The sequence below is a fragment of the Aquabacterium humicola genome, from assembly GCF_030167915.1.
Lineage (GTDB): Bacteria > Pseudomonadota > Gammaproteobacteria > Burkholderiales > Burkholderiaceae_C > Pseudaquabacterium > Pseudaquabacterium humicola.
Genome location: NZ_JARGNB010000006.1, coordinates 13,031 through 34,043 on the forward strand (window position 1 = coordinate 13,031; position 21,013 = coordinate 34,043).

Here is a 21,013-nt window from a genome sequence, read left to right on the forward strand (position 1 = left end):
TTCAGCCCGGCACCGAATCGGCCGGCGGGGCGACGGGGCGGTCGCGCCGCTGGTGCTGCGCGCGCCGCAACGCGCGTGTGCCCTGCAGGCCGTAGCCGCCCAGTCCGGCCAGCAGCAGCCAGGTCAGCAGGCCGGCCTTCATCAGCAGCGCTGCCGGCAGGCCGACCGCCGTGGCCAGCAGGGCGACGCGGGCCGGGTGCCAACGCCGGATCGGTGCGACCCTGTCGCCGATCGGCGGCGATGCCGGCCGCTGCGGCTGCGCGTCGCGCTGGCGCCGCCGGCGCGATGCGAGCGCCCCCGTCACCGAGGGTGCTTCGACCAGCGCGTCGACCAGCGCCTGGACCTCGATCTGCTCGCCGGGCGCGAAGCGCAGCGCGATGCGCGACGCGGCCCCGCGCCGCTGCGCCAGCAGGCTCAAGGCCTTGGCGGCCACCAGGTCGCGCTCGGCCGCCGCGCCGTCGGCGGCCATCGCACCCAGCGCGGCGAGGGCTTCGGCATGGAACTGGTTGGCCGCGTGGCCGAACCATTGCCAGGCCTTCATCTCGTTTCGCGGCACGCCCTGGCCGTCGCGGTGCATGCAGGCGAGCGCGTACTGGGCCTCGGTGATGCCTTGTTCGGCGGCCAGTTCGAACCACAGCGCGGCCTGGGGCCAGTCGCGCGGCACGCCGTCGCCGCGGCGGTGCAGGGCACCGAGCGCATTTCGCGCGCCGGCATGGCCGTGCCGCGCCGCATGCGTGTGGTGGCGCGCGGCGGCGCTGAAGTCGCCGGCGGCTTCGGCTGCCTGGCCCCGGACGAAATGCGCCTGCGCATCGCTGCCGGGCGGCAGGGTGCGGCCGAGCATGCGGTCCAGCGCCTCGGCGGCTTCGGGCTCGCCCGCCGCCGCGGCGCTGCGGTACCAGCGTTCGGCCTGCAGCAGGTCCTGTTCGAGCACGTCGCTGTCCTCGTACAGCCGCGCGAGCGCCAGCTGCGCCGGTGCATGGCCGCCCTTGGCCGCGCGCTGGGTCCAGCGCGCGGCCAGTGCCGCATCGGGCGCCGCGCCGCGGCCCTCGGCGATCAGGCCGGCGAGCAGGTGCTGGGCGATCTCGTGGCCGTGGTCGGCCAGCGGGCCGAGCAGGCGCCGCGCGGCCGCGTGATCGCCGCAGCGCAGCGCGTGGTCGGCGTCGTCGAAGTGCGCATCGACCTCCCTGCAGCAGGCATCGATGGCCGCCAGCAACGCGCCGGCGTGGCTGTCGAAGCGGCGCAGCAGCTGGTCGGCCGCGGCGGTCGCCCCGGGGCCGACCTGTTCGCGTACGCGGCGGCCGATCGCGGCGTCGCGCGCTTCGCGCGGTGCATGCACCACGCCCAGCGGTCCGGCGTGCCAGCCGGTCGCGGCGCACAGCAGCGCGCAGCCGACGACGGTGTTCTGGCGCAGGCCCTGGCCGTGCAGGTAACACTCGGCCAGCGCGTACATCGCCTCCCGGTTGCCCTCGGCGGCGAGGTGGCGGAACTCGGCCACCGCGGTCGCATGGTCGCCGTCCAGCCGCGCGGCCAGACCCTTGACGCAGGCGCCGCGCGCACCGATCGCGTAGACCCGGCCGTCCGACAGATGCGCCTCGGCGGCCTGTTCGTCGAGCACGTTCAACCCCAGCGCGAGCGCTCGCGCGACGACGGTCAGCTGCACCTCGTCGAGGCGGTCGCTGCGCGCCAGACCGATCGGCCACACCGCGTGGCCGGCGGGTGGCACCCGCAAGGCATCACTCCACACGCCCGGTTGATCCGGGGTGACCGGATAGCGCTGGCGCAGTTGTTCGGCCAGCGTCGCGAAGTGCATGCCGGCGGACACCGGCGACGGGCGGCGCTGCTGCAGGTAATCGACGAGCGCGACGGTCGCGTCCAGGCTGCCGGGCAGCGTGACGTCCTCCGGTTGCGCCCAGACTTGCACGACGTAGCTCATGAAGGCCGGCAGGTTGCCAGAGGCGGCCGTGCGCCGGCAAGTGCGCCGGGGCCCGCCGGAGCGCGGCAATGCCCCGTTCGTCGGCAGGCCCTTCGATCGCGGGGTCAGCCGCCGCCGGGCCGCCCCAAGGCGGCTGGCGTCCCCTCGGGGGGCAGGAGCGAAGCGACGTGGGGGTCCACTCAGTCCTCGATCGCCAGCCCGGCCGTCCACAGCGGCTGGGCGGCACCGAAGATGCTGCCGCGGCCGATGCCTTCGCGCGCCAGCGCCAGCCAGGCCAGCGTGTCGTGGTGGCTGCCGGGAACCAGGTCGCGCTCGCGCTCGGCCTGCAGCCAGGCCCGCAGCGGCGCGTAGTCGTGCGGCCGGTGTTGCTCGATCCAGGCCAGGCCGACGAGGTCGGCATAACCCTCTTCGCGCCGGGCTGCTCGCATGCCGAGGTAGGTGGCGCGCAGCTCGGGGCTGACGATGCTGGCGTCCGGCGGCGAGAAGCCGGCCGGCAGGCCGTGCCAGGCGCCGTCGACCCAGCGCCGGCAGTGACCGAGCTCGTGCGCGGCCATCATCTCCAGCGCCGCCTCCTGCAGACCGGCGGGAATGCGGTCCAGCGTGGCCTGCGCCTCGGGGTTGCCGCGCATCGACAGCACCAGCTTGCAGCGGCCGTTCAGGTAGGCCAGCGCCAGCGGCGCGGCGCCGGGCAGCGGGTTCGGCTGCACGATGATGTCCAGCGGCAGCTTCGCGTCGCGCGCAAAGGCCAGTACCGGTGCGGCGCCCTGCAGCCAGCGCTGCTCCAGCACGGTGAGATCGGCGGCACCGGCGGGCAGCAGGACGGCGCCGAGCAGCGCCGCGCCGGCGCGGCGCACGAGGCGGGCGACGCCGGCGACGCTCACATCTGCCCCGCCGCGCTCAGGCCGAACTCGACCTGCCAGTCACGCGTTTCGGGCAGCACGTACACGACGCCGCGGCCGCGGCCCAGCGTCTTCGCGACCACCTGCTCGTAGAAGCCCTCGCTGACGACGATGCAGCCGTAGGACACGCGTTTGTCGTCCGCGCCGGGCGTGACCAGCCGCTGCGCCCGTTGTTCGGCCGACGGCCCCGGACGCACGCGATGGATCGCGATCGCGGCGTCGTAGTCGACCCAGACGATGGCCTCGCCCTTGTCGTTGCGCCCGGGCACCGACTCGAAGCGGCCCGATGGCGTGGTGCGCTCGGCCGGCGCGATCAGGTTGACGGGCTTGAGCCCGATGCCGGGCACCGAGTCGTCGCCGCGCGCCAGACCCAGCAACGCGGCGGTGGCGCCGACGAGCCGGCCGTCCGGCCCGAAGACGTAGAGGCGGGCGAGCTTCTTGTCGACGATCGCGAACGGGCGGCCTTCGGCGTTGCGCTCGGCATAGGCCCATTGCGCGACCGCGCGGGCCTCCGGCGACGCGGCCTGGCCGCCGAAGTCGACGCGGCGAGCGTCGCCCGGCGCTGCTGCCATGGCGCCGGCCGCCCCCGCCGCGATGCACAAACCGATCCCGACCGCGCGCAGCGCGCTCAACCATCCCATTCCCGCAACCCCGCCCGACAGTGCCAAGAAGAAGCCGGGCGGGAAGCCCGGCTGGGTAAGTGAATGCTAACGGCCGATCTTTTTTCCGAGTGAAGTCGATGGGAATGAAAAAGCTCCACAAACCGGCACTTTGACCGCTGGCCGACAGTGGATGTGTAAACGACCGGCGCGCTTGGTCGCGCCCGCAGGTGTTGCCGGTGGGGCCGCCGAGATTTCGAAAGTTACGCACCGATCGGCGCCTTTGAAATCAGGTTTCCGACGGGCACGCGACAAAGAAAATCATCCGCGCGACCCCCGTTCCTACAGTCGCCGCCGAACAGTGGCCACCGACGTGGCGCTGTCCGCAGGCACCGGGCGCGGGACGAGTGCAGTCCCGGTCCGAGATTCGACGACAACGATGGTGGGGCGACAAACGATGAACCAACGGACGACCATGCCGAGCCGCACGCTGCTCGCGACCGCGGCACTGGCCGCCTTGCTCGCAGCGCAGCGGGCGCATGCCACGGACCAGCCGGCGGCACCGGCGCAGCCGGCGAAAGCCGCCGACAAGGCGACGGACAAGGCCGCCGAAGACACGGCGGCCAAGGACGTCAACCAGATCATCGTCACCGGCACCGCGCGCCGCGAAGGCCTGCGCAAGCTGGAGGCCAGCTTCTCGATCACCACCGCCGACGAGGAGCAGATCAAGCAGGCCGCGCCGTCGTCGACCGCCGACCTGCTGAAGATCGTGCCCGGCGTGTTCGTCGAGAGCACCGGCGGCCAGTCCGGCGCCAACATGCGCGTGCGCGGCTTCCCGACGCCGGGCGACGGCCCGTACTCCACGTTCCAGCTGAACGGCTCGCCGCTGTTCGGCCAGCCGACGCTGTCGTTCTTCGAACATTCGCAGCTGTTCCGGCTCGACGACACGATCGAGCGCGTCGAGGTGCTGCGCGGCGGCCCGAGCCCGATCTTCGGCAGCGGCCAGCCCGGCATCACGGTGAACTTCATCCAGAAGAAGGGTGGCGACGTGCCCGAGGGCGGGCTGCGCCTGACCACCGGCACCGGGAACCTGCGGCGGATCGACGGCATCTTCAGCGCGCCGCTGGGCGACAAGTGGACGGCGATGGTCGGCGGCTTCTACCGCTCGTCGGCCGGCATCCGCGACACCGAGTTCCCGGCTGACCGCGGCGGGCAGTTCAGCGCGCTGTTCACGCGCAAGCTCGACGACGGCGCCTTCAGCGTCTATGCCCGCACGCTGAACGACAAGAACGCGTTCTACACCGCGATCCCCGTCGTCGGCAGCGCGGACGGCAAGAGCGTCTCGAGCTTTCCCGGCTTCGACGCGCTGACCGACTACTACTACGGCAACGAGTTGCGCCACGTGACGCTGGAAGGCGGCCGCGCCACCGGCCGGCTGCGTGCCGACGGCACGCCCGCGATCCAGCGCGAGACCGTCACGCGCGACTTTGCCGACGGCCGCGGCGCGAAGGTCCACACCTTCGGCGCGACGCTGGACACCAAGCTCGGCGGCTGGGCGCTGTCGAACAAGCTCGGGTACACGTCCGGCAGCGTGCCGACCTACGCGTTGTTCTCGGGCGCGAATCCGCAGACGCTGGGTTCGTACATCGCCTCGCAGGTGACGGCGGCCAACGCCGATGCGCGCGTGCGCGGCGCGGCCGGCAGCGCGGCCACCGGCGGCACGGCGCGCTTCGTCAACGGCGGCCAGGCCCTCACCGACCCGAACCGGCCCGTCGTCGTCAACGGGATGTGGATCGTCGACAAGGACATGCAGTCCTTCACCAACGAGACGCGCCTGTCGCGCGACATCGGCGGCGGCCACAACCTGACGTTCGGCCTGTACCTCGCCGACTACTCGTCGCACGACCGCTGGATGCTGGGCCAGGCGCAGCTGATGACGATGGAGCCGCACGCGCGGCCGATCGACGTCACGCTGGACAACGGCGTGCGCGCGTCCGGCCGCGGCTTCGTCACGCCGCCGTTCTCGTTCAACCTCGACGGCAGCTACAACGGCACCAACACCGCGATCTACGTCGCCGACGAGTGGAAGGTGAACAACGCGCTGACGCTCGATGCCGGCGTGCGCTTCGAGCAGCAGCGCATGTCCGGCACCATCGCCAACGTGTCCTCGGGCGACCTCGACGGCGACCCGCTGACCCTGCACGACAACAACCTGTCGTACTACAACGGCACCACCAGCCAACTGGCACCCGGCGGCACCAGCCGCCTGCGCGAGACCTCGGTGACGCTGGGCGCGAACTACAACTTCAGCCGCAGCTTCAGCGTCTTCGGCCGCGTGAACCAGGGCCACCGCCTGCCGGACTTCGACGTGCTGCGCGGCCGCGGCAATGCCGACACCACCTCGCCGGTGGAGGACATCGCGCAGATCGAGATCGGCCTGAAGACCGCGACGCCGCTGTACACCGCCTTCCTCACCGCGTACCACAACCGGCTGAAGAACTCGCAGTCGCAGCAGTTCACCAACGCCGGCAATACCGTCGAGCGCGGCGGCTCGGAAGCCACCGGCATCGAGTTCGAGGCGTCGCTGCGGCCGCTGCGCGGGCTGACGCTGGAGCTGGTGGGCAACCTGCAGAAGGCGAAGTTCACCGACTTCGGCGCGCAGACCGGCAACACCGTGCCGCGCCAGCCGAAGGTGCAGTTCCGCTTCACGCCGAGCTACAAGCTGCCGGCCACGGAGCTGGGCTCGTTCCGGGTCTTCGGCACGATGACCTATGTCGGCGAGCGCTTCGCGGCCAACAACAACGTGCTGAAGCTGCCGTCGTACAAGACGCTCGATGCCGGCCTCGTCGCGCAGCTGAACAACGGCATCGAAGTGCGCTTCACCGGCACCAACCTGACCAACGAGGTCGGCCTGACCGAAGGCAACTTCCGCGCGCCCGGTGCCACTGCCGACGAGAACGGCGTGTTCCTCGCGCGGCCGCTGTTCGGCCGGGCCTTCGAGCTGTCGGTGGGCTTCGCGTTCTGAGGCCCGGCGCGGCGAATCAACGTCCGCCGCGCGCGAAGAATTCGCCCACCCGCATCAGCAGCCGCGCGCTCTGGCCGCTGAACGTGTGCCAGTCATGCGCGCCGGGGATCTCGTCGTAGACGAAGGTCCGGCCCGCGGCCTTCAGGCGCGCGGCCAGCGCGCGGTTGCCGGTGATCAGCTCGTCGCCGGTGCCGCAGACGAGGTCCAGCTCGATCGGCGGCACGGGCCGCAGCGGTAGCGCGGCCAGCAGCTCCGGCGGGTACCAGCCGGCCAGCCCGTATGCCAGCCCGAAGTGCCGCGGATGGCGGTGCGCCAGCGCCACCGCGCCGCGGCCGCCCATCGACATGCCGGCCACCGCCACCTTCTCGCGCGACTGCGCGAAGCCGTAGCGCTTCTGCACCTGCGGCAGCAGTTCCTGCATCAGGTGCCGTTCGCTGCGGCCGTCGTAGGGCACCGCATCGCTCGACGGCATCACGATGCCGAAGGGCCGCGCGAGGCGGCCGCGTGCGAGCAGGCTGTCCATGAAGCGGTCGACCTGGCCGGTGCGCAGCCACTGGTCGGCATCCATGCCGGCGCCGTGCAGCAGCAGCAGCAGCGGCGTGGGCTGCGTCGGCGGCTGCGCCAGGCCGGGTGGCAGGTAGACGTGCACCAGGCGTTCGCCGCGCCACGCGCGCGAGGGCAGGCGCAGCGTCTCGACGCGCCCGCGCGGCGCGCCGGCCGGCACCTGCCAGTCGCCGTCGCCGACCCAGATGAACGAGTGCTGGCCGCCCAGGCCGTCGCTGTCGCGCTGCGGATTCGCCGGGTCGGCGATCCAGCGGCCGTCAACGACGAACTTGTAGACCCACTGGCCGGGCTCGAGCGCGATGCGCAGCCGCCAGCGGCCGTCGGCCTCGCGCTGCAGCGCCCGCTTGCCGGCATCCCACGCCGTCATGTCGCCGGCCAGGAAGACCGCGCGCGCGTCCGGCGCGTCGAGCTCGAAGATCCATGGCGCGGCGGTGGCGGCGCGCGTGGTCGGTGCGATGGCGCAGAGGCCGGCGAAGGCGAGCAGCGGGCGTCGTTGCATGGCAGGTCGTGGGGAGCGGCACGCGGCGGCCGAAGCGGCGAGTGTCGCGCGGCGCGCGGCCCGGATAATCGGACGCACCGCCCCTGCGACCCTCCTCGCGTGACTGCCCCCGACCGCCTGCGCACCCTCGTTCTCGGCGGTTATGGCCACTTCGGCGCGCGCATCGCCCGCGCACTGGCGCAGGACCCGGCGATGGCGCTGATCGTCGGCGGCCGCGATGCGGCACGCGCGCAAGCCGCGGCGACACCGCTCGGCGCCGAGGCGCTGGCGGTCGATGCGCTGGCCGCTGACTTCGCGCAGCAGCTGCAGCGCGCGCGCATCGGCCTCGTGATCCACACCGCGGGCCCGTTCCAGGCACAGGACTTCCGCGTCGCGCGCGCCGCGGCCGACGCAGGCGCGCACTACATCGACCTCGCCGACGGCCGGCGCTTCGTCTGCGACTTCGCCGGCGCGCTCGACGCGCGCTTCCGTGCGGCCGGCAGGACGGCGGTCAGCGGCGCCAGCACGGTCCCGGGCCTGTCGACCGCGGTGATCGACGCGCTGACGGCGGGCTGGCAGCGCATCGACAGCATCCACACCTGCATCGCCCCGGCGCAGACCGCGCCGCGCGGCCTGGCGACGCTGGAAGCGGTGCTCGGCTACTGCGGCGCGCCGGTGCGGGTGTGGCGCGACGGCCGCTGGGTCGACGCACCGGGCTGGGCCCATCCGGTGGCCGTGCACTTCGCACGTTTGCAGCCACGGCTGGGCGCGCTGTGCGACATCCCCGACCTCGAGCTGCTGCCCGCGCGCCATCCCGGCGTGCGCACGGTGGAGTTCCGCGCCGCGCTGGAACTGCGCATCACGCAGCGCGGCTTCGCGCTGCTGGCCGCGCTGCGTCGCGCCGGCCTCGTGCGCCGGCCCGAGCGCCTGGCGCGGCTCGCGCAGCGCGCCGCCGACGCGCTCAACCCCTTCGGCAGCGGCACCGGCGGCATGGTGCTGCGTGTGCGCGGCATCGATGCCGATGGCCGGGCAGCGGCACGCAGCTGGCACGTCACCGCGCCCGACGACCACGGTCCCGAGATCCCGTGCATGGCCGCGATCCTGCTCGCACGCCGGCTCGCGCGCGGCGACGCGGCGCTGCCGGTCGGCGCGATGCCGTGCGCCGGGCTGCTGGCGCTGGACGAGTTCGCGCCCGAGTTCGCGCGCTGGGGCATGGCGACCGACGTGCTCGACGATCAAGCCGACGCATGAGCTTCTACCTCGCTCTGAAGTGGCTGCACATCGTCTCGGCACTGCTGATGGTCGGCACCGGCTTCGGCACCGCGTTCTATTTCTTCTTCGCCAATCGCAGCGGCAACCTGCAGGCGCAGGCGGTGGTCGCGCGGCTGGTGGTGCGCGCCGATGCGTGGTTCACCGTGCCGACGGTGCTGCTGCAGCCGGCGACGGGCCTGGCGATGGCGCACCTCGCCGGCTGGCCGCTGGCGACGCCGTGGCTCGCGTGGTCGATCGGGCTCTACCTGTTCGCGGGCGCCTGCTGGCTGCCGGTGCTGTGGCTGCAGTGGCGCATGGCGGCGCTGGCGCGCGATGCCGCGGCCGCCGTCACGCCGCTGCCCGACGTCTACTGGCGCCATGCGCGCCTGTGGGAGCGGCTCGGCTACCCGGCGTTCGTCGCGATGCTCGTGGTGCTGGGGCTGATGGTCTTCAAGCCCGCTTGACCTTGCTGGCGGCGGCCGCGCGCTTCGTGCCGTCGGCCAGGCCCACGGCCAGCGCCGTGCCCACCAGGATCACCGCGGCGCCGAGCAGCACGTGCTCGTCGAGCCGCTCGCCGAGGAACAGCGCGCCGTAGGCGACGCCGAACACCGGCACCAGGAAGGTCACGGTCAGCGCACGCTGCGGGCCGGCGCGCTCGATGATGCGGAAGTACAGCACGTAGGCCAGCGCGGTGCACAGGGCGGCGAGCGCGGTCACCGCCAGCCAGGCCTTCAGGCCCGGTGCGCCGGCGCCCGTCAGCGGCGGCATCAGGAAGGCGGCCGGGATCGCGAGGCCGATCGTCGCGCCGAGCTGGCTGCCCGCCGCGGTGGCCAGCGGCGGCACGCCGGGCAGCCAGCGCTTCGTGAAGCTGGCCGAGAGGCCGTAGCACAGCGTCGCCGCCAGCACCGCGAGCACCGCCCAGGCGGCCGCGCCGGGCCCGGCGGCCACCTTGTCCCAGCTGATGAGCGCCACGCCCGCGACGCCGATCGCCAGCCCCGCCGCGCGCGGCGCCGGCAGCTTCTCGTGCAGCCAGAGCGCCGCGACCAGCGCGCCCCAGATCGGCGCCGTGGCGTTGAGGATCGCGGTCAGCCCGGTCGGGATCGACAGCACCGCGAACGAGAACAGCGCGAAAGGCAGGCCGCTGTTGAGCAGGCCGATGGACAGGGCCGGCCGCCAGTGGCGGCGCAGCACGTGCAGCTCGCGCCGCAGCGCCAGCAGCGCCAGCAGCATCGCCGCGGCCAGCGCGACGCGCAGGAACGCGGTGCCCATCGCGCCGAATTCCAGCGCGCCCAGGCGCATCAGCAGGAAGGAGCCGCCCCACAGCGCGGACAGAAGAATCAGATCGGCAATCCAGGGCATCTTGGGGGCTCCGTCGAGGCCCCGATGCTGTCAAGTCCAGCTTGATCGAACAAGCGATCATTTCTAGGTTCACCGTTTAGACTGGCTTAACGATGAAGCGCGATCCCGCATGAAGCTGCCGCCGCTGAACGCGCTGCGCATGTTCGATGCCGTCGCGCGCCTGGGCGGCATCCGCCCGGCCGCCGAGGCGCTGTTCGTCACGCCGGCGGCGGTGACGCAGCAGGTCAAGCTGCTCGAACGTGCGCTCGGCGTCGCGCTGCTGCAGCGCCAGGGTCGCAACGTGGTGCTCACCGAGGCCGGCCGCCGGCTGCATGCCGGCACGGCCAGGGCGCTGCGCACCATCGCCGAGGCGGCCGACGAGGTGCGGCCACGCGCGCGCCGCGTTCGCGTGACCACCGTCGCGAGCTTCGCGGTGCGCTGGCTGGTGCCGCGGCTGCAGCGTTTCATGGACCGCTGCCCGGATGTCGACGTGCAGGTCGAGGCCGACGGCCGGCTGAACGACCTCGGCGCCGGCGACTGGGACCTGGCGATCCGCGAAGGCCAGGGGCGTTATGCCGGCACCGAGTCGGCGTTGCTGTTCGCGCTGGACGTGGTGCCGGTGTGCGCGCCGGCCTATGCGAAGCGCCTGTTCGGCGCCAAGGGTGGCACGGCGGGCGCGGCGCGCGGCTGGACGAAGGCGCGGCTGCTGCACGAGGTCGGCCATCCGTGGTGGCCGGGCTGGCTGGAGCGCGCCGGCGTGACCGGCATCGACACCGGCAGCGGGCTGCACTTCTCGCACACGGTGATGGTGATCACCGCGGCGCTGGACGGGCAGGGCGTCGCGCTGGTGCCGCCGCCGTACGTCGAGGCCGAGCTCGCCGCGGGCACGCTGGTGGCGCTGGATGACCGGCCCTACGAAACCGGCGTCGGCCTGCACGTGCTGTGGCCGACCGGGCGTGGCGCGCCGGCCCTGAGCGCCGAAGCGCTGCAGTTCCGCGACTGGGTGCTGGCCGAAGCCGCCGTCCGGCGAACCGCACGCGGCGCGGCGGCGATTCCGGCCGGCCGCACGAGATCGGCGTCGCCGAAAGTGCGTCCGGCACCGCGTTCACCTCGGTAACTCGGCACCGCGGCGGCTCCGCGGCTGGCGTGCAGCGGGCTGGCACGCGCGCTGCTAACGCCGTTGGCCGCAGCCCGGACGCCGATCCGGGCGCCGCGCGATTCCACCCACTCAGGAGACCTCGATGCACCGCCGTGTCTTTTCGCTGCAGGCCGCCGCGCTGGCCGCTTTCGCCACCGTGGCCGCGACACCGTTCGCCCAGGCCCAGTCCTATCCCGACAAGCCGGTGCGCGTGATCGTGCCCTTCGCGCCGGGCGGCACGACCGACATCATCGCGCGCGTCGTCGCGCAGCAGATCCAGCCCGCGCTGGGGCAGACCATGGTGGTCGACAACAAGGCCGGCGCCGGCGGCCTGCTGGGCGCCAGCGAGATCGCGCGCGCCACGCCCGACGGCTACACGCTGGGCATCGCGACGGTGTCGACCACCGCCTCCGTGCCGGCGATCAACCCGAAGACCACCTACAACCCGCTGACCGACTTCACCTCGGTGATCAACATCGCCGCGACGCCGAACGTGCTGGCGGTGCACCCGTCCTTCGGCGCCAAGGACTTCAAGTCCTTCATGGCGACGGTGAAGGCCGCGCCCGGCAAGTACACCTATGCCAGCTCGGGCACCGGCGGCATCGGCCACCTGCAGATGGAGCTGTTCAAGTCGCTCACCAACACCTTCGTCACCCACATTCCGTACCGCGGTGCCGGCCCGGCGCTGAACGACGCGGTGGCCGGCCAGGTGCCGATCATCTTCGACAACCTGCCCTCGGCGCTGCCCTTCATCAAGGACGGGCGGCTGGTCGCGGTGGCGGTGGCCGCGCCGCAGCGCCTGGCCGTGCTGCCCAACGTGCCGACCTTCAAGGAGCTCGGCCTGGAGCAGGTCAACCGCATGGCCTACTACGGCGTGCACGGCCCGAAGAACCTGCCGAAGGACGTGGTCGCGAAGGTCTCCGCCGCGGTCAAGCAGACGCTGCAGAACCCCGAGGTGAAGAAGCGCATCGAGGACACCGGCTCGCTCATCGTCGCCGGCACGCCCGAGCAGTTCGCGGCCGAGACGCGCGCGGAGTTCGAGGTGTACAAACGCGTCGTCGAGCAGCAGAAGCTCAAGCTCGAGTAACCGCCAACGCCCGCCGGACCCCGCCATGACCGACGCCGCCCTGCCCACGCCCAATCACCAGCTGACGATGACCGTGCTGATGACGCCGGACCAGGCCAACTTCGCCGGCAACGTGCACGGCGGCACGATCCTCAAGCTGCTGGACCAGGTGGCCTACGCCTGCGCCAGCCGCTACGCGGGCCGCTACGTCGTCACGCTGTCGGTGGACCAGGTGATGTTCCGCGAGCCGATCCACGTCGGCGAGCTGGTCACCTTCCTCGCCAGCGTGAACCACACCGGCACCTCGTCGATGGAGATCGGCATCAAGGTGATGGCCGAGAACATCGCCGGGCGCACCACGCGCCATGCCAACAGCTGCTTCTTCACGATGGTGGCGGTGGACGATGCGAGGAAGCCGGTGGCGGTGCCGCGCTTCGAGCCGGGCAACGACGACGAGCGCCGGCGTTACGAAGCCGCCAAGCTGCGCAAGGAGCTGCGCCAGCAGTTCAGCGCGCGGCTGGCGGAGATCAAGGTCGGCACGGCGGGCGGTGCGTGATCCGGGCGACCTCACGTTCCGGCGCCTGACCCGCGCCGACTTCCCGCCGGACACGCTCACTTCGTCTGTTGCGCCCGGTGTGATGCAGCAGGGCGAACCTTCGACTCGACCGCAGCCGCAGCGTCGAGTCCAGAACTCCCGACGTACGAACTGCTCGCCTGACACGAATGGCAATGTTGTCCGCCCAGCGAACGGTGCGCTTCCGTGCACATTCCGCGTCGGCCACTGCGCGCGCGGATGGCATGCCTCGTCGGCCGGCTTGACGGCCGATAAGCAGGAGATCAGGACTCCTGGGAGAGAACACCATGTCGCTGCGCGATCTCAGCATCCGCACCAAGCTCGCGGGCGGTTTCGGCCTGCTCGCCGTCGCCGTCTTCTTCGTCTCCACGCTGGCCTGGCTCAGCGCGACGCGCGAGCACGAGGCCTTCACCACCTACGTCGGCCAGACCGATGCCCGCCAGACGCTGGCCACGCAGGTGCTCGACGCCGCGAATGCGCGCGCGATCGCCGCGCGCAACCTCGTGCTGGTGACGGCGCCTGCCGATCGCGAGGCCGAGAAGGCGGCGGTGAGCCAGGCGCACCAGGACGTCGGCCGCTATATGGCCGCGCTGAAGCAGGCCATCGCCACCACCGCCGAGGTCGGCGATGCGGAGCGCAAGCTGTTCGCCGAGCTCGAGGCGGTGGAAGGGCGCTACGGCCCGCTGGCGCTGGGCATCGTCGAGCTGGCGCTGAGTGACAAGCGCGAGCAGGCGGTCGGGAAGATGAACGCCGAGTGCCGGCCGACGCTGGCGGCGCTGATCGCCGCGGCGCAGCGTTATGCCGCGCACGGCGCCACGCTGGCGGCACAGCGCGTGCAGCAGGCCGAGGACGATTTCAAGGCGAACCGCGCGCTGCTGCTCGCCACCTGCCTGCTGTCGCTGGCCGCGGCCGTCGGCCTGGGCTGGGCGCTGACGCGCGCGATCACGCGGCCGATCGACCGCGCGGTGCAGGTCGCGCGCACCGTGGCGTCGGGCGACCTGACCTCGGCCATCGAGGTCGACAGCCGCGACGAGACCGGCCAGCTGCTCGCCGCGCTGAAGGCGATGAATGAGAGCCTGCTGGGCATCGTCGCCAACGTGCGCCAGAGCAGCGAGAGCATCGCCACCGGCAGCGCGCAGATCGCCTCGGGCAACGCCGATCTGTCGCAGCGCACCGAGGAGCAGGCGTCGAACCTGCAGCGCACGGCGGCGTCGATGACGCAGATGAACGACGCGGTGCGCTCGAGCGCCGAGACCGCGCAGCAGGCGACGCAGCTGGCCGGCGCGGCGCGGGCCGCTGCGGTGCGCGGCGGCGAGGTCGTCGGCGAGGTGGTCACGACGATGGACCAGATCACCGCCAGCTCGCGCAAGATCGCCGACATCATCGGCGTGATCGACGGCATCGCGTTCCAGACCAACATCCTGGCGCTGAATGCCGCGGTGGAAGCCGCGCGCGCCGGCGAACAGGGCCGCGGCTTCGCGGTGGTGGCCACCGAGGTGCGCACGCTCGCGCAGCGTTCGGCCGCCGCCGCCCGCGAGATCAAGACGCTGATCGGCGCCAGCGTCGAGCGCATCGAGACAGGCTCGCGGCTGGCCGGCGATGCCGGCTCGGCGATGCAGGACATCGTCGGGCAGGTGCGCCGCGTCGCCGACCTGATCGGCGAGATCAGCGCGTCGGCCACCGAGCAGACCGGCGGCATCGGCCAGGTCAACGCCGCCGTCATCCAGCTCGACGAGACGACGCAGCAGAACGCGTCGCTGGTCGAGGAGAGTGCCGCGGCCGCGGACAGCCTGCGTCAGCAGGCGGCGAAGCTGACCGAGGTGGTGGGGGCGTTCCGGGTCGCGTGAGCGCGGCGCGACGGTCCGGCGTGCCGCCCGCCTAGCAGGCCATCGACTCGGTGAAGTTCGGATCGCTTTCGAATCGGCACGCCACACCTTGCGCCGAGAGCGTGAGCTGGGCGTGGTTGGCGAATGCCAGCTCGAGCCTCACCGGCCCGCGCTGCGACGACGGCAGCGTGAGCCTGGCGTGCCACTGCTCGCCGAGCCGGATGCGGCCGGCGAAGAGGCGTCCGAACAGCGCAGCACCGGGCGGCGGTGGCTCTGCCGCATCGAGCAACAGCACGACCCCACGCGAGAAGCCGGCCGCCGGCCGGTCGCCGGGCGCCGCACCGGCCTGCTCGACGTGCGCGGCGGACAGCCGGATCAGCACCCCGCCGGGCGCCGCGTCGACGGCGGCGACCTCGGAATCCGCGAAGTGCAGCGACAGCATCGTCACTCGACGATCAGGCGGTAGGTCACCGCCTGCGACAGCGGCGGCAGCGCGACGTAGTAGCCGTCGGCGGCGGCAGCGGTTTCACCGGGCACCAGGCGCGGGATCGGTCGAACCGCCTCGGCGGTCCGCGCGGTCGCGGCGGCCTGGGTCCGGCGCATGCTCTTCAGCAACTGCAGGGTCTTCGCCGTGCTCGCGGCGTGGTCGTCGTTCATCAGCGCGGTGAAGACGACCGTCAGGTCGCGGATCGCGAGCTGGCCCTGCAGCAGGTAGCGGTACTCGTCGGGCCCGGGTGCCTTGTCGGTGGCGGCGAAGTAGTGCGCAAAAGCCTCGGGCACGTCGAGCTTGATGACCTCGAGCGCCGGCTCCACCGCTTTCGGCGCGGCCTGCGCCGCCACCTGCCGCACGGCTTCCCGAACCGACGCATCGGTGGGCAGCGGCAGGTCCGTGCGCGTGCGCAGCAGCCCGGTGACCAGCAGCTGGAACTGCCGCGCGTCCGTTGCGGTGATGCGCGCGGTGTGCGGCTGGCCGGGCAGGGTCGGCCGCGTCTGCACGCGCCAGTCATCCGGCGCCGTGAAGACCAGCGACTCGTTGCCCGGCATCGGAATGCGGACCTCCGCGGCCAGCACCGCGCCGGATGCGACGGCGAACGTGATCGCCAACAGGCTGTTCTTCAGCATGCGCTCCCTCCCTCGATGCGCGAAGCCTACCGCGCTTCGCCCGGGCCTCGCCGGATCAACCTCCATCGGGCACGCATCGCAGCCAGGGCGGGGCGAGGCGCCGGGCGCGCGCCTGCGCACGTTCGTCGTGCGGATAGTCGTACTGCGCGAGGCGCCGGCCGTCGGCGATGCGCCGCAGCTCGAAGTGCATCGCGTCGGTGCCGTGCAGCACGCCCTGGCGGAACGCGACCGCGCGCCGGCCCGGCACGAAGCACCAGTCGAAGATGGGCAGTTGCTCGCCGTCGAAGGTGTGCAGCGCGCCGTGTTCGTCCAGCACGACGAGCTGCATCGCGACGGGATAGGACGTGCAGCAGTTGCCGAACATCGCCAGCCAGCCGACGTGGCGGCGGTCGGCGGACCGCTTGACGTCGCTGAAGGCGACCTGCTCGGTGAGGACCGGTGCCGCCACCGGTGTCGCGCCGCGGCGGGTGAGCACCAGGCGCGTGTCCTGGTCGGCCAGCGTGGCACCGACCCAGGCTGCGTGCGCGGCGAGCGTGCACAGCAGCGTCGCCGCGAGCAGCACCCACCGCAGCATCGCCGAACAACCCCGCCAACAGCCCCGCCTAGCGTGCATCGATCTCGTAGCGCTTCAACTTGTCGTACAGCGTCTTCTTCGGAATGCCCAGCCGCTCCGCCGCCAGCGCGACCTGGCCGTCGGCGGCGGCGAGCGCTTCGCGCAGCAGGCGCTTCTCGATCAGCTCCAGCCGCTTCGGCAGGGGCAGGGCGCTGCCGCCGTCGGACGATGCGGCGGCGTCGCCGGCCACGCCCAGCACCAGCCGCTCGGCGAAGGCCTTCAGCTCGCGCACGTTGCCGGGCCAGGGGCGCGCGCACCAGTCGTCGAGCTGCTGCGGTGTCCAGTCCGGCACCGGGCGCTGGTAGCGGCGGCAGGCCTGCTGCACGAAGTGCGCGAGCAGCCGTGGGATGTCCTCGGCATGCGCGCGCAGGGGCGGCAGGTCGACGCTGACGGTGGCGATGCGGTAGTAGAGGTCGGCGCGGAAGCCGCCCGCGGCCGACAGCGCCGCCAGGTCGGCCTTGCTGGCGCAGATCACGCGGCAGTCGACCGGCACGCTGGCATTGCCGCCCAGCCGCTCGACGCAGCGTTCCTGCAGCACGCGCAGCAGCTTGGCCTGCAGCGCGAGCGGCATCGATTCGATCTCGTCGAGGAACACCGTGCCGCCGCGCGCGTACTCGAACTTGCCGATGCGCCGCTTCTGCGCGCCAGTGAAGGCGCCGGCCTCGTGGCCGAACATCTCGCTCTCGAACATCGACTCGGGCAGCGCCGCGCAGTTGATCGCGACGAACGGGCCGCCACCGGTGCCGGCGGCATGCAGCGCCCGCGCCAGCACTTCCTTGCCGCTGCCGGTCTCGCCGTTGATCAGCACGTCGGCGCCGCTGGGGCCGATGGTCGCGACGAACTGGCGCAGCCGCTGCATCGCCGGGCCCTCGCCGAGCAGCGCGTGCGCGTCGTCGCGGCTGGCCATGCTGTCGCGCAGGCGGCGGTTCTCCAGCACCAGGCGGCGCTTGTCGAGTGCGCGCTTCACCACCGCGACGAGCTGCTCGGCGCGGAAGGGCTTCTCGATGAAGTCGTAGGCGCCGTCGCGCATCGCCTGCACGGCCATCGCGACGTCGCCATGGCCGGTGACCAGGATCACCGGCAGCTCGCGATCGATGCGCTGCGCGTCGGCCAGCACGTCGAGGCCGGAGCGGCCCGGCAGGCGCACGTCGCTGAGCACGATGCCATCGAATTCGGACGTCAGCGATTCGAGCGCTTCTTCCGCGGTCGCCACCGCCGTCACCGGCAGCTGCGCGAGCTTCAGCGACTGCGTGACCGCCAGCCGCACGCTGGCTTCGTCCTCGATCAGCAGCACGCCGCCCATCAGCGGGGCTCCACGCCGTCGTGCAGCGCCGGGATCGACGCGGGCGGCGCGGCCGGCGGGTCCAGCAGCGGCAGTCGCAGCTCGAACTGCGCGCCGCTGTCGCCCGGCGCGTCGAGCGCCGCAAGCCGCCCGCCCATCGCCTGCACGATCGACGACGAGATCGCCAGGCCCAGCCCGAGGCCCTGGCCCGAAGGCTTGGTGGTGAAGAAGGGCTCGAACAGGCGTGCGCGGGCTTCGCGCGCGAGGCCGGGGCCGCTGTCGGTGATCGTGATCACCGCGTCGCCGCCGTCGCGGGCCAGCACCAGGTGCACGCGGCGCTCGTCGGTGCCGGCCACCGCGTCGAGCGCGTTCTTCAGCAGGTTGACCAGCACCTGCTCGATGCGCAGGCTGTCGCCCATCACGCGGGCCGACGGCAGCGCGGTGATCGACAGCGCCGCGCCGCGCTGGCGGTAGTCGGCCTCCAGCAGCAGCGCGGCATTGCGGATCGAGGCCGCCAGGTCGACCGGGCCGACCTCGCCGTCGCTCTTGCGCGCGAAGCCCTTCAGCTGGGCGATCAGCTGGCCCATGCGGCTGCAGGCATCGCTGATGTGCTGCAGGTTCTCTCGCGCGCTGGCCTCGTCGCCCTGCGCGAGGAAGGCCACCGCGTTGTCGGCGAAGGCCTTGGCGGCCGTCAGGGGCTGGTTGAGCTCGTGGGTCATGCCGGCGGCCATCTGGCCCAGCATGCCGAGCTTGCCGGCCTGCACCAGCTCGTCCTGCGTCGCGCGCAGCAGCTGTTCGGCCTGCTGCAGCTCGCGGTAGCGCTCGGCGAGGTCGTGGTTGGCGCGCAGCAGCTCGGCGGTGCGCTCGGCGATGCGATGCTCCAGCTGGGTCGATGCGTCCTGCAGCGCGGCGCGCGCGGCGTCCAGCGAACGCTGGTGCGTGCGCCGCTGCGACCACGCATGGGCGCCCAGCGCCGCGGCCAGCACCAGCAGCGCGGTGCCCACTGCCATGCCGCGCGCGGCCTGGTGCGCCGGGGCCAGGTCGACGAAGAGCATCAGCTGCCAGCCCAGCGGGCCGACCGGCTTCACCACGCGCGGCAGGGCCGCGGCCGCACCCGGCAGCGGCTCGATCGAGCGGCCGGTGTATTGCTGCGACGCGGCGATCTCGCGCCGCGCCGCGTCGTTCAGGCGCGCCAGGCTGCGGTACTTCCAGTCGGCCTGGCTGGCGAGGAACAGCACGCCGTTGCGGTCGACCAGCGCCACCGGCTCGTCGTTGCCGGCCCAGCTGCGCTCGAAGGCATCGAGGCTGATCTTCAGCACCACGGCCCCCAGCGGCGGCCCGCTGGACGTCGGCGGGTGGGCCGGGTCGGCCACCGGATGCGCGAGGAAGTAGCCCGGCAGCGAGGTCGTCGTGCCGATCGCGTAGAAGCGGCCGACGTCGCCCGACAGCGCCGCGCGCGCATAGGGCCGGAAGCCGTAGTTGTTGCCGACGAAGGTCTGCACGTCCAGCCAGTTGCTGGCGGCGATCGTCAGGCCCTGCTGGTCGATCACGTAGGCGGCGGCCACCTGTGCGCGCTGCTGCACCTCGGCCAGGTAGTGGTTCAGCGATTCGATGGCCCGGGCATCGCCGGGGTGCTGCAGCCCCTGCAGCACCTGGGCCTGCAGCGAGATCACGAAGGGCAGCGTCTCGACCTTCTCGAGCGCGCCGGTCAGGTCCAGCGCCAGCGCCGCGGCATGGCGCTCGGCGCGCGCGCGCAGCGCCGCGCTGGTGCGATCGACGCTGAACTGCCACGCCGCCGCGCAGGCCAGCGCGCCGCCGATCAGCCAAGCCAGCACGACCGCCAGCGTGCGGGCGCGCGGGCGCGCCAGCGCAGCGGGGGAGCCGGATGCCGAAGAAGTCACGCGCGCACGCTACACCAACTGTGCAAGTTCACGGAATTGCCATCCCCGCGGGCAATTCCCGAGACGGCACGGGGCTTGCATCGACAGAATCCGCGCGCGGCGTTGGGGCCGCGCAGGACGAGGTGGGATTCATGAGCGACTTCATCAGCGGGCACGAGCGGGGCGAGGGGACGACGGCGATGCATCGTCGTCGGGTGGTGGCCGGCGGCATCGCCGCCGCGGTGCTGGTGGCGCTGGCCGGCTGCAGCGCTCAGCCGGACGTGATCAAGATCGGTGTCGGCCAGCCGCTGTCGGGGCCGCTCGCGTCGCTGGGCCAGGACATGGTCAACGGCGCCAAGATGGCCGCCGACGAGATCAATGCCCGCGGCGGCGTGCGGCTGGGCTCGTCGCGCGCGAAGCTGGAGATCGTCACCGCCGACGACAAGGCCGATGCGAAAGCCGGCGAGGCCGCGGCGCAGCAGCTGGTCGATGCCGGCATCACCGTCGCGCTGGCGCACCTGAATTCCGGTGTCAGCATCGCCGCGGCGCCGATCTACGCGAAGGCCGGCGTGCCGCAGCTGGCGATCTCGACCAAACCCAGCTACACGCAGCAGAGCCTGGACACCACGCTGCGGCTGGTGGCCAACGACAACCTGCAGGCCAAGGCGATGGGCTCATACGCCGCGCAGCTGGCCGGCGCGCAGCGCTTCGCGGTGATCGACGACGGCACGCCCTACGGCAAGGGCCTGGGCGACGACGCCGCCGGCGCGATCAAGCAGCAGCAGCGCGAGGTCACGCTGCGCCAGTCGCTCGACGACAAGCGCACCGACTTCAAGGACCTGGTGGCCGATCTCGGCAAGACCAAGACCGACGTGCTGGTGACGACGCTGAACGACTTCCAGGTCGAGGCGCTGATCAAGCAGGCCGCCGCGGCCGGGCTGACGCGGCTGCGCATCCTCGGCGGCGACACGATCAAGACCGACAAGCTCGGCAAGGTCGCGCCGCTGATCGCCGGGGTCTACGCCACCTCGCCGATCGTCGAGGCCAAGGAGTTCCCGAACGGCAAGCCCTTCCTCGACGGCTTCCGCACGCGCTTCAAGGGCGACCCGATCTACGGCGCGCACTATGCCTACGACGCGGTGCACCTGGTGGCCGACGCGATGTCGCGCAACGACAGCGCCGACAAGAAGAAGCTGCTGGAGCGGCTGAAGAACGCGTCCTTCGACGGCCACGCACCGGTCACCGGCTCGATGCGCTTCGCGGCCGACGGCGAGCAGCGTTATTCGGCGGTCGCGGTCTACCTGCTGAAGGACGGCGCCTGGCTGCCGCAGATCCGCTCGGACCGCTGGTGACGGCGGCGTTTCCAGGGCAGTTGGTCTAACTTTCCGCGCAGCCTAGCTTTCGGCGCCTAGGGCGGGGCGGCCA

The 21,013-nt window shown here is 72.5% G+C and carries 18 protein-coding genes; 8 read left to right on the top strand and 10 right to left on the bottom strand.

Features of this window, described 5'->3' with window-relative positions; all coding sequences use genetic code 11:
- Position 1: 1 nt before the first annotated feature.
- The 3 genes from P1K89_RS23275 to P1K89_RS23285 all read right to left on the bottom strand — a co-directional run bounded on the left by P1K89_RS23275 (position 2) and on the right by P1K89_RS23285 (position 3,404).
- The gene (locus P1K89_RS23275; RefSeq protein WP_284618923.1) at positions 2–1,933 is read right to left on the bottom strand and encodes a tetratricopeptide repeat protein; all 1,932 of its coding nucleotides are present in this window, start codon (positions 1,931–1,933) and stop codon (positions 2–4) included.
- Positions 1,934–2,112: 179 nt separating this feature from the next.
- Positions 2,113–2,814 (bottom strand): hypothetical protein, encoded by a 702-nt coding sequence (locus P1K89_RS23280; protein WP_284618924.1) that lies wholly within the window; start codon positions 2,812–2,814, stop codon positions 2,113–2,115.
- Entirely contained in the window at positions 2,811–3,404 is a 594-nt protein-coding gene (locus tag P1K89_RS23285) for a L,D-transpeptidase (protein ID WP_284618925.1), read from the bottom strand. Before P1K89_RS23285 ends, P1K89_RS23280 begins: the two co-directional genes overlap by 4 nt.
- A gap of 502 nt (positions 3,405–3,906) precedes the next feature.
- Between P1K89_RS23285 and P1K89_RS23290 the strand changes: the two genes are divergently transcribed.
- Entirely contained in the window at positions 3,907–6,456 is a 2,550-nt protein-coding gene (locus P1K89_RS23290) for a TonB-dependent receptor (RefSeq protein ID WP_284618926.1), read from the top strand.
- A 16-nt stretch (positions 6,457–6,472) separates the two neighbouring features.
- On the opposite strand, the gene P1K89_RS23295 is transcribed toward P1K89_RS23290, so the two are convergent.
- A complete protein-coding gene (locus tag P1K89_RS23295; RefSeq protein ID WP_284618927.1) occupies positions 6,473–7,519 on the bottom strand; it encodes an alpha/beta hydrolase in 1,047 nt (348 codons plus the stop codon).
- A 99-nt stretch (positions 7,520–7,618) separates the two neighbouring features.
- On the opposite strand from P1K89_RS23295, the gene P1K89_RS23300 reads away from it, so the two are divergent.
- Both P1K89_RS23300 and P1K89_RS23305 read left to right on the top strand, forming a co-directional pair.
- Positions 7,619–8,749 carry a saccharopine dehydrogenase family protein gene (locus P1K89_RS23300; protein ID WP_284618928.1) on the top strand — a complete coding sequence of 377 codons (1,131 nt, stop codon included), beginning with the start codon at positions 7,619–7,621 and terminating at the stop codon, positions 8,747–8,749.
- Entirely contained in the window at positions 8,746–9,213 is a 468-nt protein-coding gene (locus P1K89_RS23305) for a DUF2269 family protein (protein WP_284618929.1), read from the top strand. Before P1K89_RS23300 ends, P1K89_RS23305 begins: the two co-directional genes overlap by 4 nt.
- Here P1K89_RS23305 and P1K89_RS23310 read toward each other — a convergent pair.
- Positions 9,200–10,108 (bottom strand): DMT family transporter, encoded by a 909-nt coding sequence (locus P1K89_RS23310; protein ID WP_284618930.1) that lies wholly within the window; start codon positions 10,106–10,108, stop codon positions 9,200–9,202. The two genes, P1K89_RS23305 and P1K89_RS23310, sit on opposite strands and share 14 nt — an antisense overlap.
- Before the next feature lie 109 nt (positions 10,109–10,217).
- On the opposite strand from P1K89_RS23310, the gene P1K89_RS23315 reads away from it, so the two are divergent.
- From P1K89_RS23315 to P1K89_RS23330, 4 genes are all read left to right on the top strand, one after another.
- A complete protein-coding gene (locus P1K89_RS23315; RefSeq protein WP_284618931.1) occupies positions 10,218–11,204 on the top strand; it encodes a LysR substrate-binding domain-containing protein in 987 nt (328 codons plus the stop codon).
- A 124-nt stretch (positions 11,205–11,328) separates the two neighbouring features.
- Positions 11,329–12,312, top strand: a complete 984-nt coding sequence (locus P1K89_RS23320) for a tripartite tricarboxylate transporter substrate binding protein BugE (protein ID WP_284618932.1) — start codon at positions 11,329–11,331, stop codon at positions 12,310–12,312.
- Between the two features lie 40 nt (positions 12,313–12,352).
- Positions 12,353–12,847, top strand: a complete 495-nt coding sequence (locus tag P1K89_RS23325) for an acyl-CoA thioesterase (RefSeq protein WP_284619270.1) — start codon at positions 12,353–12,355, stop codon at positions 12,845–12,847.
- A 305-nt stretch (positions 12,848–13,152) separates the two neighbouring features.
- Positions 13,153–14,712 (top strand): methyl-accepting chemotaxis protein, encoded by a 1,560-nt coding sequence (locus P1K89_RS23330; protein ID WP_284618933.1) that lies wholly within the window; start codon positions 13,153–13,155, stop codon positions 14,710–14,712.
- Between the two features lie 31 nt (positions 14,713–14,743).
- Here P1K89_RS23330 and P1K89_RS23335 read toward each other — a convergent pair whose 3' ends face one another.
- Genes P1K89_RS23335 through P1K89_RS23355 form a run of 5 tightly spaced genes read right to left on the bottom strand, consistent with a single transcriptional unit; the run spans position 14,744 to position 19,609 of the window.
- A complete protein-coding gene (locus P1K89_RS23335) occupies positions 14,744–15,133 on the bottom strand; it encodes a hypothetical protein (RefSeq protein ID WP_284618934.1) in 390 nt (129 codons plus the stop codon).
- A gap of 2 nt (positions 15,134–15,135) precedes the next feature.
- A complete protein-coding gene (locus P1K89_RS23340) occupies positions 15,136–15,813 on the bottom strand; it encodes a hypothetical protein (protein ID WP_284618935.1) in 678 nt (225 codons plus the stop codon).
- Between the two features lie 55 nt (positions 15,814–15,868).
- On the bottom strand, positions 15,869–16,387 hold the full coding sequence (locus P1K89_RS23345; RefSeq protein ID WP_284618936.1) for a hypothetical protein: 519 nt from the start codon (positions 16,385–16,387) through the stop codon (positions 15,869–15,871).
- A 28-nt stretch (positions 16,388–16,415) separates the two neighbouring features.
- Positions 16,416–17,729, bottom strand: a complete 1,314-nt coding sequence (locus P1K89_RS23350) for a sigma-54-dependent transcriptional regulator (RefSeq protein ID WP_284618937.1) — start codon at positions 17,727–17,729, stop codon at positions 16,416–16,418.
- The gene (locus P1K89_RS23355) at positions 17,729–19,609 is read right to left on the bottom strand and encodes a sensor histidine kinase (protein ID WP_284618938.1); all 1,881 of its coding nucleotides are present in this window, start codon (positions 19,607–19,609) and stop codon (positions 17,729–17,731) included. Before P1K89_RS23355 ends, P1K89_RS23350 begins: the two co-directional genes overlap by 1 nt.
- A 131-nt stretch (positions 19,610–19,740) precedes the next feature.
- Between P1K89_RS23355 and P1K89_RS23360 the strand changes: the two genes are divergently transcribed.
- The gene (locus P1K89_RS23360; RefSeq protein WP_284618939.1) at positions 19,741–20,940 is read left to right on the top strand and encodes a branched-chain amino acid ABC transporter substrate-binding protein; all 1,200 of its coding nucleotides are present in this window, start codon (positions 19,741–19,743) and stop codon (positions 20,938–20,940) included.
- The last annotated feature ends 73 nt before the right edge of the window (positions 20,941–21,013 follow it).